General features: G+C 65.7%; 13 protein-coding genes. 5 read left to right on the top strand and 8 right to left on the bottom strand.

Going from position 1 to position 14,837, the window contains the following annotated elements; translation table 11 throughout:
- Window positions 1-3 precede the first annotated feature (3 nt).
- The gene (locus tag GV035_RS24785; protein ID WP_159838201.1) at window positions 4-1,323 is read right to left on the bottom strand and encodes a sensor domain-containing phosphodiesterase; all 1,320 of its coding nucleotides are present in this window, start codon (window positions 1,321-1,323) and stop codon (window positions 4-6) included.
- A gap of 321 nt (window positions 1,324-1,644) precedes the next feature.
- Between GV035_RS24785 and GV035_RS24780 the strand changes: the two genes are divergently transcribed.
- On the top strand, window positions 1,645-3,312 hold the full coding sequence (locus tag GV035_RS24780; RefSeq protein ID WP_159837612.1) for a Na+/H+ antiporter: 1,668 nt from the start codon (window positions 1,645-1,647) through the stop codon (window positions 3,310-3,312).
- A gap of 503 nt (window positions 3,313-3,815) precedes the next feature.
- Here the strand turns inward: GV035_RS24780 and GV035_RS24775 are convergent.
- The 5 genes from GV035_RS24775 to GV035_RS24755 all read right to left on the bottom strand — a co-directional run bounded on the left by GV035_RS24775 (window position 3,816) and on the right by GV035_RS24755 (window position 10,309).
- Window positions 3,816-5,117, bottom strand: a complete 1,302-nt coding sequence (locus GV035_RS24775) for a solute carrier family 23 protein (protein ID WP_159837610.1) — start codon at window positions 5,115-5,117, stop codon at window positions 3,816-3,818.
- A gap of 961 nt (window positions 5,118-6,078) precedes the next feature.
- A complete protein-coding gene (locus GV035_RS24770) occupies window positions 6,079-7,638 on the bottom strand; it encodes a methyl-accepting chemotaxis protein (protein WP_159837608.1) in 1,560 nt (519 codons plus the stop codon).
- A 456-nt stretch (window positions 7,639-8,094) separates the two neighbouring features.
- A complete protein-coding gene (locus GV035_RS24765) occupies window positions 8,095-8,637 on the bottom strand; it encodes a response regulator transcription factor (RefSeq protein WP_159837606.1) in 543 nt (180 codons plus the stop codon).
- 31 nt (window positions 8,638-8,668) lie between these two features.
- Window positions 8,669-9,967, bottom strand: coding sequence for an ATP-binding protein (locus GV035_RS24760; protein WP_159837604.1), 1,299 nt, complete (start codon window positions 9,965-9,967; stop codon window positions 8,669-8,671).
- Window positions 9,968-10,099: 132 nt separating this feature from the next.
- Window positions 10,100-10,309: a cysteine-rich CWC family protein gene (locus GV035_RS24755; RefSeq protein WP_159837602.1), complete on the bottom strand. Its 210-nt coding sequence runs from the start codon at window positions 10,307-10,309 to the stop codon at window positions 10,100-10,102.
- Window positions 10,310-10,463: 154 nt separating this feature from the next.
- Between GV035_RS24755 and argB the strand changes: the two genes are divergently transcribed.
- Together argB and GV035_RS24745 are read left to right on the top strand one after the other, a co-directional pair.
- Window positions 10,464-11,363, top strand: coding sequence for an acetylglutamate kinase (argB, locus tag GV035_RS24750; RefSeq protein WP_159837600.1), 900 nt, complete (start codon window positions 10,464-10,466; stop codon window positions 11,361-11,363).
- A gap of 55 nt (window positions 11,364-11,418) precedes the next feature.
- A complete protein-coding gene (locus tag GV035_RS24745; protein ID WP_159837598.1) occupies window positions 11,419-12,186 on the top strand; it encodes a pyrimidine 5'-nucleotidase in 768 nt (255 codons plus the stop codon).
- Here the strand turns inward: GV035_RS24745 and GV035_RS24740 are convergent.
- On the bottom strand, window positions 12,176-12,496 hold the full coding sequence (locus tag GV035_RS24740) for a type II toxin-antitoxin system RelE/ParE family toxin (protein ID WP_159837596.1): 321 nt from the start codon (window positions 12,494-12,496) through the stop codon (window positions 12,176-12,178). The two genes, GV035_RS24745 and GV035_RS24740, sit on opposite strands and share 11 nt — an antisense overlap.
- Window positions 12,493-12,774: a type II toxin-antitoxin system Phd/YefM family antitoxin gene (locus GV035_RS24735; protein ID WP_159837594.1), complete on the bottom strand. Its 282-nt coding sequence runs from the start codon at window positions 12,772-12,774 to the stop codon at window positions 12,493-12,495. Before GV035_RS24735 ends, GV035_RS24740 begins: the two co-directional genes overlap by 4 nt.
- 297 nt (window positions 12,775-13,071) lie before the next feature.
- Here GV035_RS24735 and metX point away from each other — a divergent pair, with 297 nt between their 5' ends.
- Both metX and metW read left to right on the top strand, forming a co-directional pair.
- The gene (gene metX / locus GV035_RS24730; protein WP_159837592.1) at window positions 13,072-14,217 is read left to right on the top strand and encodes a homoserine O-succinyltransferase MetX; all 1,146 of its coding nucleotides are present in this window, start codon (window positions 13,072-13,074) and stop codon (window positions 14,215-14,217) included.
- A complete protein-coding gene (metW, locus tag GV035_RS24725) occupies window positions 14,214-14,822 on the top strand; it encodes a methionine biosynthesis protein MetW (RefSeq protein WP_159837590.1) in 609 nt (202 codons plus the stop codon). Before metX ends, metW begins: the two co-directional genes overlap by 4 nt.
- The last annotated feature ends 15 nt before the right edge of the window (window positions 14,823-14,837 follow it).

Here is a 14,837-nt window from a genome sequence, read left to right as displayed (position 1 = left end):
GCTTCAGGCGACGTCGTCGTCCGCCATCCAGTCGATGTCGCCGCACAGCACGCAGCGCTTGCCGCCGGAGCGTGTCTCGACCGACAGCGTGACGCAGGGCATCGCCTCGTTGATCGAAAGATAAGGCTTCGTCACATGCACGCGCGCGGGGTCGCCGAGCGCCGCGCGAAAGTACGGACGGCGCAGCCAGTTCGCGCCCTGCGCATCCACGAGCGGCAGAAAGCGCGTCTCGTGCGCGGCGCGATCCGCGCGCAGCACGACATTGCGGCCCGACTGCCGGCCGTTCTGATCCAGCAGAAAACAGCGGGCGGCGTGATCGAGCGCGAGAAAGTTCCAGCACACTTCGTCGAGCGGTTCGCCGGCCGCGAGCCGCTCCGCCGCCCGTTCAAACGCCCGCACATACGGCTGAAGCCGCGTCGCGACGCGCCGCTCGCGGACTTCCGTCTGCAAGCGATACCGCTCCGTCAGTTCACCGATGATGGTCTGCGCATGCGCGCCGTCCGCGAGACCCGGATGCGGCCGCGCAAAGAAAAAGCCCTGCACGAAGTCCGCGCCGCTCGCAAGCGCAAGCTGCGCCTCGTGCTCGGTCTCGACGCCTTCTATCAGCACGAGCTTGCCCGCCTCGTGCAGCAGCGCGACGATCCCCGACAGCACCGCTTCCATGTTGCGCCGCTGCTTGATCGTGCGTGCGGACAGCGGCGCATGCACGTTATGACCAGCGTGCGACAGCATCACGCGGTCGAGCTTCACGATATCCGGATCGAGCTGCCAGATACGTTCGATATTCGTGTGCCCGGCGCCGAAGTCGTCGAGCGCGATGAGGAATCCCTGATCGCGAAACTGCTGCACCGCCTGCGCGAGTCGCTCGATATCCTCGGCGCTCTGCTCCAGCACTTCGAGCACGACGCGGCGCGGCTCGATATGCAGGCGCCTGAGATTGGCGAGCAGCGCAGCCGCGTGATAAGGCTCGGTCAGCGCGCCGGGATGCACGTTCAGGAACAGCCATTCGTTCTGCGCGCCCAGCATCTTGAAGTTTTCGAGATGCAGCGCCTGCGCGAGACGGTCGATCTGCAACGCTTCGCCCACGCGCGACGCCTGCGCGAATACATCGACCGGCGGCACCGGGCGATCGAGCGCATCGTGCGCGCGCAGAAGCCCCTCGTATCCGACCGCGCGCATGTGCGACAGGCTGAACACCGGCTGGAACACGCTGGAAAGCGTCCACTCGCCATGCTCGACCGAATAGCGATTCAGGCCCGACATCACGCCGAGTTCGAAGGTGCGCGCGGGGAGCGCCGTCTTCTCGGGATTGGCGATCAACATGTCGATGCCCTCGCGTGCGCGCCACGCGCTTCGTGCTCCGGCCCCGCGCCGGTCCTGCCCGATACCGTTTTCATAAGCACCGCCCTCGATGATCTCGTCGGGAGTCTCGCGTCCCGTGGCTCCCGATAAAGCAAGGTCCATGCGCGCGATGCCGCCGCATTCGTCGGGCGTTTGCAGGTTTCATGCACCGCGAACAGGCGGCGAACGCATGCACGCGCACCGTCGAAGTGCGTCGCCGGAACATGTCGAGCACGAAGCGCCGGGCTACACTCTCGCGTCGTCTCGAACACTGAACGGACGCCCGCGCGTTCCCTATCCGGCATGGAAATCGTCTTTACCGTTCTCATCCTGCTGATGATCGTGGCGTTGTCCGGCGTGGGCTTAAGCCTGCTGCCGTTCAAGCTGCCGCTGCCGCTCATCCAGATCGCCATCGGGGCGATGCTCGCGTGGCCGGGCTTCCGGCTGCACGTCACGTTCGATCCCGAGCTGTTCATGCTGCTCTTCATCCCGCCGCTGCTGTTCGCGGACGGCTGGCGCATTCCGAAACGCGAGCTGTATCTCGCGCGCCGCGCCGTTCTCATGCTCGCGCTCGGGCTCGTGTTCATCACCGTGGGCGCGCTCGGCTATTTTCTGCACTGGATGATTCCCGCGATGCCGCTTTCCGTCGCCTTCGCGCTCGCGGCCGTGCTTTCGCCGACCGATGCCGTCGCGCTGACGGGCATCGCCGGGCGCAATCGCATTCCGGCCAACCTCATGCACATTCTGGAAGGCGAAGCGTTGATGAACGACGCCTCCGGTCTCGTCGCGCTGAAGTTCGCCATCGCGGCGGCGCTGACCGGCGTGTTCTCGCTGCATGAGGCGGCCATCAGCTTCGTGGTGATTTCGGCGGGCGGTCTCGTGATCGGCGCGGCGATCAGCTGGATCGTCACCGAGATTCCGGCGCGCGTGCTCAAGTTCTCCGAAGACGACGATCCCGCCGCCGGCGTCATTCTCACCGTACTGATTCCGTTTGCCGCCTACGTGATTTCCGAGCGCGCGGGCTGCTCGGGCATTCTCGCGGCCGTTTCCGCCGGGATGATGATGAACATCCAGAGCCTGCGCGCGACCATTCCGAGCGCCGTGCGCGTACGCATGACGAGCACGTGGACGATGATCGAGTTCGTCTTCAACGGCATGGTGTTCATCCTGCTCGGCTTGCAGTTGCCGCACATCATCGGGCGGGCGTTGATCGAGGCGCATCAGGACGGCAACGCGCAGGTCGGCCTTCTGATCGGCTACGTGGTCGCGACGGTGCTCGCGCTCTACGCGCTGCGTTTCGTGTGGGTGTACTGCCTGCGCTGGGTCGCGAGCCGCAGCGCGGCGAAAGTCGGCATCGAAAGCGCCGCGCCGGGCATCCGGACGCTCGCGCTCACGACCATCGGCGGCGTGCGCGGCGCGGTGACGCTCGCGGGCGTGCTTTCGCTGCCCGTCACGCTCGATAACGGCGCGGCGCTCGCCGGGCGCGATCTCGCGATTTTTATCGCGTCGGCGGTGATTCTGGCGTCGCTCTTGATCGCGGTCGTCGGCTTGCCGGTGGTGCTGCGCGGCGCAAAGCATGAGCGCAATCCCCATGCGGCCGAGGAACGGCTGGCGCGCCGGCGCGCGGCGCAGGCGGCGATCCGCGCCATCGACGAAACGCACACGCTGCTCACCGACGCGATGGATGAAGCCGGGTCCGCCCGCTGCGCCGATTCGACGGCGCGCGTGATGGACACGTATCGGCGGCGGCTGGAATCGCTCGGCGACGAGGAAGCGCCGCGCGTGGCGGCGAAAAGAAGCGAGATCGTCGAAACGCGGCTCAAGATGGCCGCGCTGCGGGCGGAGCGCGCGGAATTGCTGCGGCTGAGGACGGATCAGGCCATCAACGATGAAACGCTGAACAAGCTGATGCGGGAGATCGATCTTTCCGAGACGGCGATTGTGAACCGCAAGCGTGGGATGGCGCCTTGAGGGTTGGGAGCTGCACCGCACCGGCACAGCCCCAGCGACAGGTCAAACGACGCGGGCGCTATGGCGGCGCGGAATCGCTCAGAAAACGATGGCGGCGAACATCGATTCATGTCCGCGCGCCGATGCAAAATCGCGTCGAAGACGACGCGCGCTCTGGCGGCTTCATCTCGGGCTGCGAGGGTGCAGCGCAGTTCAGCTAGCAAACTAAGCCTGCGCCGCGCCAGCGCAGAATCGCGCGGAAGACGATGGGGCATGCGTACTGGCGCCATGAGCGTTGGCACCGGCACAGCCGCAGCAATACATCGGATCACGCCCGCGCGCCGATGCAGAAGCGGGTCAAGACGATGCGCGCGCTCTGGCGCCTTCGTCTGGCGCTGCGAGGGTGCAGCACAGTTCAGCTAGCAAACTACGCCTGTGCCACGCCAGCGCAGAATCGCAGGCAAGACGATGGGGCGCGCGTACTGGCGCCATCAGCGTCGACACCGGCGCACCCCAACGGTACATCAAACCATGCCCGCCCCACGCCGACGCAGAACCGCATAGAAAATAATCGCGCCGAACGTCGCCGTGCCGATGCCGCCGAGCGCGAAGCCGCCGAGCTTCAGCGTGAAGTCGCCCGCGCCGAGCACGAGCGTCACGGCCGCGACGATCAGATTGCGGTTATCCGAAAAGTCCACCTTGTTGACGACCCAGATGCGCGCGCCCGTCACTGCGATCAGACCGAACACGACGATCGACACGCCGCCGAGCACCGGCCCGGGAATCGTCTGGATCAGCGCGCCGAACTTCGGCGAGAAGCCGAGCACGATGGCGAACAGCGCGGCGATCACGAATACGAGCGTCGAGTAGATTTTCGTGACCGCCATCACGCCGATGTTCTCCGCGTAAGTCGTCACGCCCGTGCCGCCCGCGAAACCGGAGACGATGGTGGCGAGGCCGTCGCCGATGAACGCGCGGCCGATGTACTTGTCGAGGCTGCGTCCCGTCATCGCGCCGACCGCCTTGATGTGGCCGAGATTTTCCGCGACGAGAATGATCGCGATGGGCGCGAGCAGCGTCATGGCCTGCGGTTGGAAGACAGGCGCGGTGAAGTGCGGCATGCCGAACCACGCGGCGTTCGACACGACGGCGAAGTCGATGGGCTTGCCCATGCTCATGCCGTTGGTCAGCACCGCGTAGATCAGGTACGCAATCGCGAGGCCGATCAGGATCAGGAGCCGCTGCGCCATGCCGCGCGCGAAGACGGCGACGCCGCCCACGCAGAGCACGGTGACGAGCGCCATCCACGAATCGAAGTTGCTGCCGCTCACGCCTTTCACGGCGATTGGCGCGAGATTCAGCCCGATCACGCAGACGATCGAGCCGGTGACGACGGGCGGCATCAGCGTTTCGATCCAGCGCGTGCCGACTGCCGCGACGATCGCGCCGATGACCGCATACGCCACGCCGCACGCGATGATGCCGCCCAGTGCGACCGGAATGTTCGCGTTGGGGCCGTGCCCGCCGTAGCCCGTGACGGCGATCACGAGCCCGATGAAGGCGAAGCTGGAACCGAGATAACTCGGCACGCGCCCGCCGACGAGCACGAAGAACAGCAGCGTGCCGATGCCGGACATGAAGATGCAGAGATTGGGATCGAAGCCCATCAGCAGCGGCGCGAGCACGGTGGAGCCGAACATCGCGACGACGTGCTGGACGCCCATCGCGATCATTTGCGGCCACGGCAGACGCTCGTCAGGCCCGACGACGCGCCCGCCTTCGGCATTCGGCTGCTCGGGCCAGCGCGGGAAATAGGAATCGGACATGGGCAGCTCTCCTTCTCGGCGATGATGCGCCGGCCACGCGGCGCGCTTGATTCTTCGGACAGGCGCGAGTGTACGGAGTGGGCTGAACGGAGGCAAGCGAGCCGAAAATCGGTGGCTTATGCGATGTTGGGCGGGATTTCGCGGAGATTGGCTTGCGGCGGCGCTGTCGGGCGATGTCGGCAGCGTGCGTCGCCGAACGTGGTTTCAAGCGGCGTTTCGCTCGATGCGTCGGGCGGGACGCTCGGCGGTTCGCGCCGGGATTTGGCCTGCGGCGCAGCTTTCGGGCGATGCGGCCTCCGCGCTCGCGGCGCGTCGGCGCGCGTCTGCTGCGTTGCTGCGCGAACGCGCTTCGGCCTGCGCCGAAGAACGGCCCGCCGGAGCAGCTCTCGAGCGATGAGGCCGGGTATGCTCGCCGGGCTAATTCCAGATCGCCTTTGCGCAGCGCGTTGGCGAGCACGCAGCAACTTAGGCGGGAATTGTCTTGCGAGCGCGCTAGCGGGGCGATGTTGCCCGCGTGCCTCGCTAGATGAGCTTTCCGGCTGCGTTTCGCTCGATGCGTCGCGCGGGCGGCTGCGGGTTGCTTTGTAACCGGCCTCGCGGCGCGGCGCTCGGGCGATGCGGCTCACATCCTCGGCGGGCGTTGTTTCGAGCGGCGTTTGCGTCAGGCATCACGCAAGCCAAGAGCGGCGGAGCCGGAAATTGCCTCAGCCGCGCCGCTCCCGGGCGACGAGCCGCCGCGCTTCGCCTGCTGCGCCGTCACGCGCCCCCGCTGCGGCTCCGCGCGCGAACGCGAACCGCGGCCGCGCGCATCGAGTCAGGTTTCACCCGAGCGCGATGCGGCCCGCTCGAGGATTGCCTTAGCCGCGCCGCCCCCGGGCGACCAGCCGCCGCGCTTCGCGTCCTGCATTGTCGCGCGCCCCCGCTGCGGCCCACGCGCGAACGCCAACCGCAGCCGCGCGCATCAAACGCGCCCTTCCAACTCAAACACCGCCACCGCGCCCTTCAGCTGCTCGGCCTGATCCGCCATCGCGCCGGCCGCTGCCGCGGCCTGCTCCACGAGCGCCGCGTTCTGCTGCGTCACCTGATCCATCTGCGCGACCGCGCGATTCACCTGCTCGATGCCCGCGCTCTGCTCGTGCGACGCCGCCGAAATCTGCGCCATGATGCCGGTCACGCGCTGCACGGCGTCCGTCACTTCGGCCATCGTCGCGCCGGCGCGCTCGGCGATCGCCGCGCCGCTGTCCACGCGCGCCGTCGAGGCTTCGATCAGTTCCTTGATCTCCTTCGCCGACATCGCGCTGCGCTGCGCGAGCGAGCGCACTTCGCCCGCCACGACCGCGAAGCCGCGTCCCTCCTCGCCCGCCCGCGCTGCTTCCACGGCCGCGTTGAGCGCGAGAATGTTCGTCTGGAACGCGATGCCTTCGATCACCGCGATGATGTCCGTCATGCGCTTGCTGCCTGCCGCCAGCTCGCGCATGTTGTCGACCACTTCGCCGACCAGATCGCTGCCGCGCGCCGACACGTCCGATGCGCCCCGCGCGAGGCTGCTGGCTTCGTCCGCATTGCTTGCGTTCTGGCGCACGGTCGCGGTGAGCTGCTCCATGCTCGACGCGGTTTCCTCCAACGACGCCGCCTGTTCTTCCGTGCGCTGCGAGAGATCGGTGTTGCCCTGCGCGATTTCGCGCGATGCGAACAGAATCGACTCGCTCGCGTGACGAATCCCGCCCACGATTTCCGCGAGCTTGCTGCTCATGTTGCCGAGGCTGTGCAGCATGCTGCTGTCGTCGCCGGGACGGGTTTGCACACGCGCCGTCAGATCGCCCTGCGCGATGCGATTGGCAATCTGCGCCGCATACGCCGGCTCGCCGCCGAGCTGTCCGGCCAGGCGCCGCCCAATCACGACCGCGAGCACCGCGCCCGCCGCGACCGCGCCCAGCACCAGCGCGAGCAAGACGACGCGCATCGTGTCGTACTCGGACGCCGCGCTCTGACGCGCCTCCGTTGCGCGGGAACGCTTGTAATCGGCGAGCTGTTGCAGCGCGTCGCGCGCCTTCTCGCTCGCCGCGATGGCGCGGGCGATCAGCCCCATCTGATCGACGTCGACGGGCATCGGCTTCACGCCCATCTGCATCTGCGCGATGTCTTCCCACGCGGCGACCGACTGGTTCGCGGCATCGTAGAGTGCGATGCCTTGCGGCGAAACGATCGTCGGGCGCATGTGCTCGAACGCGCGATGCATCGCGGCCAGCGATTCGCCCATGCTTTGCTTGAGCTTCTGCTTGCCGGCATCGTCGGCGAAAGTCAGGTTGGCGGCGGCGAGGTCCGTGTTGAGCTTGTGCTTGTTGATTTCCTCGGTCCAGTAAAGGCCGTCCATGTGACGGTCGCCAATTTCCTCGATCAGGCCGTTCATCTTGGCGAGCGATACGACGCCGGTTCCGCCCACGCATGCCGTGAACAGGATCACGACCGCAAACGACAGCAACAGCTTGCTCAGGACCGGCAGGCGGTCAAACCATTTCATCGATGTCTCCGAATGTCGCGAGCGGGCACGCCGAACGAAAACAGGCGCTCGCGCGCTGACTCCATCCGGTGCCGGGCTCCGGTTCCGCGCCCCGCAGGCGACGCCCACGGACAGCACTCGACGCCGGCGCAGTGCCGGCGCAGCGCGATACATGTCGCGCACAAGGAGGCTTTACGGCGCTGGAAACGCGTTTCTTGAGGGCGTATGGGAGAAATGTGGCCGATGCAATAGAGGCGCGCGACGGGCGTCTCACTTGCTGCCGACAAGCAAGAAACTAGGAGACTTCCTATCTTTAGGATTTTTCGTATATAAGGGCGAAATCATCCGACGTATGCTGCGCGTGTGCATATCCCCATGTATATGCATGAAGTCGTTGCAACTCTCCGATTACCGCCCTCGTTCCCCGGCTTGGGCGGTTCTTTTTTTGTTCATCGTTTCCTGCGTGTCAGCGGTCGCTTACTGGCGCACCGGCTTCTTCGCGAGCTTGCGCTGCAATGTGCGCCGGTGCATGTTGAGCGCGCGCGCCGTCGCCGAGATATTGCCGTTGTTCTCCGCCAGCGCCCGCTGAATGTGCTCCCACTCCAGGCGCGCCACCGAAAGCAGCGTCGGGTGCTCGATGGCTTCCTCGGCCGTCTGCTCGCTCGCTTCCTCCTGAAGCGCCAGCAGAATCGATTCCACATTCGCCGGCTTCGCCAGATAGTTGTCCGCGCCGTCTTTCACGGCTTGCACGGCCGTCGCGATGCTCGCGTAGCCGGTCAGCACGAGAATGCGCGCATCCGGTTGCAGGTCGCGCAACGGCGCGACCAGACGCAAGCCCGAATCGTTGCCGAGATGCAAGTCCACCGTGATCTGACCGAACTTGTGCTGGTTGGCGAGCTTCACGGCTTCGTCCGCGTTGTGCGCCTGATGCGCCGTGTAACCGCGACGCGCCAGTCCGCGCGCGAGAATGCCCGAGAAGACCTCGTCGTCGTCGATGATCAGAAAGTTGTTATCGCTCATTTTTCACTTCTCCTTCCTTGTTGACGCGGCCTCACGCCGCGCCGCTTGATTCGGTCCGCGCCGCCGCGACCGACGCCGCCGCCGCGCCCCGGTTCGGCACCCTGAGCACCGCGCGCGTGCCGCGCGGTTCGGCCGCGAACAGATCGATGGAACCGTTGAGGCGCGCCGCCGCCGCGAACGCCAGATACAGCCCGACGCCGTGGCCGCCCTGCGTGCTGTCGACCGGCCCCGCGCCGAGCGACGCGCGCAGCGCGGGCGGAATGCCAGGGCCGCGATCGCACACTTCGAAGCGCACGTACCGCGCGCCCTCGACACTTTCCGCCACCGCCTGCAGCGTCACGAATTCGCTGCTTGCGCGCGCGGCGTTGTCGAGCAGGATGGTCAGAATCTGACCGACGGCCACCGCGTCGTCGATAGACGCGCCCGCCGGCGCTTCGCCCACCTGCTCGAATTTCACCTGCGGATGACGCAGCCGCCACTGCTCTATAAAACTCGCGAGCCATTCGTCGAGGGCCTGCCGGTTCGACGGCCCGCTTGCCCGGCTGCGCAGCCGCGCGAGCGCCGACGTACAAAGCGCCATCTGCTGTTCGAGCAGTTCGAAGTCGTCCGCGTAGGGCGCGAGATTGCGGTCGTGCGCGGCGGCATCGCGCAATTCCTCGGAAAGCATCGCGATGGTGGAGAGCGGCGTGCCCATCTCATGCGCGACGGTGGCCGCCTGCACGCCGAGCGCGACCGCGCGTTCGTCGCGCAAATGGCGCTGCTGCGCGTCGGCGAGCGCGGCGTCGCGCACCCGAAGCGCCCGCGACATGCGCGCGACGAACCAGCCGATCAGCCCGACGCTCACCATGAAGTTGACCCACAGCCCCATGCGGAAATAATCGAAGAGATTGGCCGGATTCTCGATATTGAGCGGCACGTAGTTGTAGCTCAGGAGCGCGTAACATGCGACCGCGAAAAGCGCGAGACACGTCATCATGAGCCACGGCAGAATGGCGGCGGCGATCGCGAGAGACGGCAGATACAGCGTGACGAACGGATTGGTGGCGCCGCCCGAAAGAAAGAGCAGCGCCGAGAGCGCGCCGAGATCGACGCACATTTGCCCGAAGAGTTCGAGGTTCGTCTCGGGCCGCGCCCGCGCGACGCGCAGCCACGTTAGCCCGTTGAAGACCATTTCCAGCGCGATCACGAGCAGCATGGCCGGCAGGGGAAGATTCGCGCCGAACGAAATCTGCACGACGGCGATCGTCGTCAACTGGCCGATGATCGCGAGCGAGCGAAGCCAGAACAGATGGCCGAGGTTGACGCGACCGGTATTGGTTATGCGATGCATTTGCCTTCGAGTGCGCGCCGGCAGCGAAAGCGCGCGCCGGCAAGTCGTGGTCCATGCGGCATTATCCCGCTTGCGCGCGCCGCCGAACCGCCCGTGGCGCGATTTGTCGCACCTCGCGCGGCATGCGCTCTGCTAACCCGGCAGGCGCGCTTTTTCGATCTCGGCGAGCAGGCACGCGCGGCACAGACACGCTTCGCCGACGCGCAGGCGCTCGGGCGGCAAGACCGGCAGGGACGCGCACCAGCAGGCGGCATCGCCCGCAAGCGAGCCGCATCGGAAAGTCGCGCCGCAGCGGGCGCAGACGGCGCGCGGCGCGTCGGATGTGGACGTTGGCTTCGTCATCGTGACGCATTCGTGACATCGGCAAGATAAACGATGATCGCACGTTGTCCGCCGCGCCGGAAAACGCGGCGGCGTCGCGGCAAAACGTCATGTTGCCTTGCATCGGTCCTGTACAATTCCGCCTGTTTAAACGCTCTTCGCCTCGACTGCCGCCATGTCCGACCTTCCCGACCTCACGCAGATCGCGCCTACCCTGAAAGCTGAAATACTGGCCGAGGCGCTGCCCTACATCCGTCAATATCACGGCAAGACGGTCGTGATCAAATACGGCGGCAACGCCATGACCGAAGAGCGCCTGAAGCAAGGCTTCGCGCGCGACGTCATCTTGCTGAAGCTCGTCGGCATCAACCCGGTGATCGTTCACGGCGGCGGCCCGCAGATCGACCAGGCGCTGAAGAAAATCGGCAAGCAGGGCACCTTCATTCAGGGCATGCGCGTCACCGACGAAGAGACGATGGAAGTCGTCGAGTGGGTGCTCGGCGGCGAAGTGCAGCAGGACATCGTCACGCTCATCAATCACTTCGGCGGTCATGCGGTCGGGCTCACCGGCAAGGACGGCGGCCTCATCCACGCGCGCAAGCTAATGATGCCGGACCGCGACAATCCCGGACAGTTCATCGATATCGGGCAAGTGGGCGAAGTCGAAGCCATCAACCCGGCCGTCGTGAAGGCGCTTCAGGACGACGCGTTCATTCCGGTCATTTCGCCGATCGGCTTCGGTGAAGACGGCCTCTCGTACAACATCAACGCGGACCTGGTCGCGGGCAAGCTGGCCGTCGTGCTGAACGCTGAAAAGCTCGTCATGATGACGAACATTCCCGGCGTGATGGACAAGGAAGGCAACCTGCTCACCGACCTCTCGGCGCGCGAGATCGACGCGCTTTTCGCCGACGGCACCATCTCCGGCGGCATGCTGCCGAAAATCTCGTCGGCGCTGGATGCCGCGAAGAGCGGCGTGCGCTCGGTGCACATCATCGACGGGCGCATCGAGCATTCGGTACTGCTCGAAATCCTGACCGAACAGCCATTCGGCACGATGATCCGCTCGCATTGAGCCCCGCTCATTTCATGATGACGCCCGCCGCCGCGCGGGCGTTTCTTTTCGCGCAATGAATCCGCACACCCCATCGCGCCGCCGCCGCGTCGAACCGCGCGTTCCGGTCTGGCTCTTCGATCTCGACAACACGCTGCATCACGCGTCGCATCAGATCTTCCCGGCCATCAATCGCGCGATGACGCAGTACATCATGGACCGGCTCGGCGTCGATGTGGACGAAGCGAACCGGCTGCGCGTCGGCTATACGGTGCGCTACGGCGCGACGCTCGTCGGGCTCGTGAAGCATCACGGCGTCGATCCGGCCGACTTCCTGCACGTCGTCCACACGTTCGCCGATCTTCCGTCGATGCTGCGCGCCGAACGCGGCATCGGCCGCATGCTGCGCGCGCTGCCGGGCCGCAAGATCGTGCTGACCAACGCGCCGTCCGTGTATGCGCGCGCGGTGCTCGCGGAACTCGGCATCGAGCGGCTCTTCGAGCGCGTGATCGCGATCGAGGACATGCGCGAAGGCGATCGCTGGCGCTCGAAACCGGACGCGCCGATGCTTCGCCGTGCGATGCGACGCGCGCACGTGCGTCTCGCCGATGCGATTCTCGTCGAAGACACGCGCGGGCACCTGAAAAGCTATCGGCGGCTCGGCATCCGGACGGTGTGGATCGTCGGGCATCTGCCGGCTGTGCGCACGTCGGCGGGCGCGGTCTCGGTACGCTTGCCGGGCGCGGGCCGGCCGCATTACGTGGATCGCACGGTGCGCTCGGTGCGGGCGCTCGCGCTCGGCATGCGCGGCGGCGCGCTTAGCCGGCCAGCGGCTAAATCCTGAAAAGACGACGCGCGAGAATATCTTCGAGGTCCGAGCGCGTATCGACGACGAGATGCACGTAGATCGTGTCGTCGTCGACCTTGTAGATAATTCGGTTCGTCCCGCTAACGACTTCGTAGTATCCCGTCATGCGGAAGTCGACGAGTTCGGGCGGCGTCGCGCCCTTGCGCGGCGAAGCCTCGATATCCGCGACGGCGTCCGCGATCTTGTCGCGCGTCGCTTTCCACGCGGTGCCGCCGAACTTGTTGATGACATAGCGCCGGAAGTCCTGCAAGTCCTGCCGAACGGGATCGAGAAAGACGGTCTTCACTTGATGCCCTCTTGTTTGTCCAGCCGCTCGATTTCGGCGAAGAAGTCGCCCGCGCTGATGCAATGTCCCGCCTCGATGTACTTCTGCCCCATCGCGAGAATCTTGAGCAGCGCGACGGTCTGATGCAGGTCCTCATAGGACTGCACGTCCTGCACGATCACTTTCGCTTCGCCGTTCTGCGTGATGAGCATCGGCTCGCGGCTCTCCACGACGTTGCGGATCATCTCGGCTGCGCGGCTCTTCAAATGACTCAGCGGTCTGACGCGACTCGGTTTCATGTCGATTCCCGGCAAGGCGCGATGCCTAGACAATATAGACAGAAAACGAGGCGTCACCCAAGCCGGCGCCCGCCGCGCGCGACCCGCGTCGATTGGCGGCTTTATTACGTTTTCCGCTATACTTCACCGCTTGACAGATTTGAACACGCGCCGATTTGCTGACTCGATTGCGGGCGCGCGAACCAGGGCATGGCCCGGTTCACTATAAATGCGGCTAAAGAGGTCGTCGGCCGCGCCTGTTCTCCGCTTCTCCGCGCTCAGCCGACACCGTTTAGCCGCCCAGTAAAGGCGGAATGAATGGAATCCATCGGCGTCGTCACTCCCCAAACCTTGCGCTTCACCGAGCCGCTCGTGCTTCAGAGCGGCAGTTCGCTCGGCGACTATGAGCTCGTCGTCGAAACCTATGGCGAACTGAATGCCGCGCGCTCGAACGCGGTGCTCGTCTGCCATGCGCTCAACGCGTCGCATCATGTGGCGGGCGTGTACGCCGACAATCCAAAGGACGTCGGCTGGTGGGACAACATGGTCGGGCCGGGCAAGCCGCTCGACACCAATCGCTTCTTCGTGATCGGCGTGAACAACTTCGGCTCGTGCTTCGGCTCGACCGGGCCGATGAGCATCGACCGCGCGACCGGCAAGCCTTACGGCGCGCGCTTTCCCGTGGTGACGGTCGAAGACTGGGTGCATGCGCAGGCGCGCGTCGCGGACCGCTTCGGCATCGAACGATTCGCGGCCGTGATGGGCGGCAGTCTCGGCGGCATGCAGGCGCTCGCGTGGAGCCTCATGTACCCGGAGCGGCTCGGACACTGCATCGTGATCGCTTCGACGCCGAAGCTCTCGGCGCAGAACATCGCGTTCAACGAAACCGCGCGCTCCGCGATTCTTTCCGATCCCGACTTCCACGGCGGCGACTACTACGCGCACGGCGTGAAGCCGCGCCGGGGCCTGCGCGTCGCGCGCATGATCGGCCACATCACGTATCTTTCGGATGACGACATGGCCGTGAAGTTCGGCCGCGCGCTGCGCCGCGCCGAAGGTGCGCTCGATGCGTACAACTTCAACTTCGACGTGGAGTTCGAAGTGGAGTCGTACTTGCGCTATCAGGCTGACAAGTTCGCCGAATACTTCGACGCCAACACGTACCTGCTCATCACGCGCGCGCTCGATTATTTCGATCCGGCCAAAGCCTACGACGGCGACTTGAGGCAGGCGCTCGCCCGCACGAAGGCGAAGTACCTGATCGCGAGTTTCACGACGGACTGGCGTTTCGCGCCCGCCCGTTCGCGCGAAATCGTGAAGGCGCTGCTCGACAACAAGCGCACCGTGAGCTACGCCGAAATCGACGCGCCGCACGGCCACGACGCCTTTCTGCTCGACGACGCGCGCTATCACAACCTGATGCGCGCCTATTACGAACGCATTGCCACGGAGATCGGCGCATGAACCAGAACACGCTCGATTCGCTCGCGCTGCGCTCGGATTTCCGGGCGATCGCGCGCTGGGTGGAACCGCGCTCGACCGTGCTCGACCTCGGCTGCGGCGACGGGTCGCTGCTCTCGCTGCTCGCCGAAGAGCTTGAAGTGAACGGCTACGGCATCGAAATCAACGACGCCGGCGTGCTCGCCTGCGCGCAGAAAGGCGTCAACGTGATTCAGCAGAATCTGGAAGACGGCCTGCGTCTTTTCGAAGACGACAGCTTCGACTTCGCCATCCTCTCCCAGACGCTGCAGACCATTCACCAGACCGCCGCGATCTTGCGCGAAACGGTGCGCGTCGGGCGCGAATGCATCGTTTCGTTCCCGAACTTCGGGTATTGGCCGCACCGGCTTTCGGTGATCCAGGGGCGCATGCCGGTGTCGAAGTCGCTGCCGTATCAATGGCACAACACGCCGAATGTGCGCGTGCTGACCATCAAGGACTTCGAGGCGCTCGCGCCGGAAGTGGGCATTGAGATTCTGGACCGCGTGGCGCTGCACGGCGGACAGTCCGTCCGTTGGGGCGCGAACTGGCGTGGTAGTCTTGCGGTCTATCGCGTGAAGCGCCGGTGATGCGACCCGGCGTAT

The organism is Burkholderia sp. 8Y, from assembly GCF_902506145.1.
Classification (GTDB): Bacteria; Pseudomonadota; Gammaproteobacteria; order Burkholderiales; family Burkholderiaceae; genus Caballeronia.
The sequence above is the reverse complement of the archived record's forward strand: the minus strand, read 5'-3'. Positions and strand labels throughout refer to the sequence as shown.

What these genes read in the sequence shown, in the direction of transcription:
- GV035_RS24735 (WP_159837594.1), bottom strand. Translation starts at nt 12,774, where the DNA reads ATGAAACCGAGTCGCGTCAGACCGCTGAGTCATTTGAAGAGCCGCGCA.
- GV035_RS24785 (WP_159838201.1), bottom strand. Translation starts at nt 1,323, where the DNA reads ATGTTGATCGCCAATCCCGAGAAGACGGCGCTCCCCGCGCGCACCTTC.
- GV035_RS24760 (WP_159837604.1), bottom strand. Translation starts at nt 9,967, where the DNA reads ATGCATCGCATAACCAATACCGGTCGCGTCAACCTCGGCCATCTGTTC.
- metX (WP_159837592.1), top strand. Translation starts at nt 13,072, where the DNA reads ATGGAATCCATCGGCGTCGTCACTCCCCAAACCTTGCGCTTCACCGAG.
- GV035_RS24745 (WP_159837598.1), top strand. Translation starts at nt 11,419, where the DNA reads ATGAATCCGCACACCCCATCGCGCCGCCGCCGCGTCGAACCGCGCGTT.
- argB (WP_159837600.1), top strand. Translation starts at nt 10,464, where the DNA reads ATGTCCGACCTTCCCGACCTCACGCAGATCGCGCCTACCCTGAAAGCT.
- GV035_RS24755 (WP_159837602.1), bottom strand. Translation starts at nt 10,309, where the DNA reads ATGACGAAGCCAACGTCCACATCCGACGCGCCGCGCGCCGTCTGCGCC.
- GV035_RS24780 (WP_159837612.1), top strand. Translation starts at nt 1,645, where the DNA reads ATGGAAATCGTCTTTACCGTTCTCATCCTGCTGATGATCGTGGCGTTG.
- GV035_RS24765 (WP_159837606.1), bottom strand. Translation starts at nt 8,637, where the DNA reads ATGAGCGATAACAACTTTCTGATCATCGACGACGACGAGGTCTTCTCG.
- metW (WP_159837590.1), top strand. Translation starts at nt 14,214, where the DNA reads ATGAACCAGAACACGCTCGATTCGCTCGCGCTGCGCTCGGATTTCCGG.
- GV035_RS24775 (WP_159837610.1), bottom strand. Translation starts at nt 5,117, where the DNA reads ATGTCCGATTCCTATTTCCCGCGCTGGCCCGAGCAGCCGAATGCCGAA.
- GV035_RS24770 (WP_159837608.1), bottom strand. Translation starts at nt 7,638, where the DNA reads ATGAAATGGTTTGACCGCCTGCCGGTCCTGAGCAAGCTGTTGCTGTCG.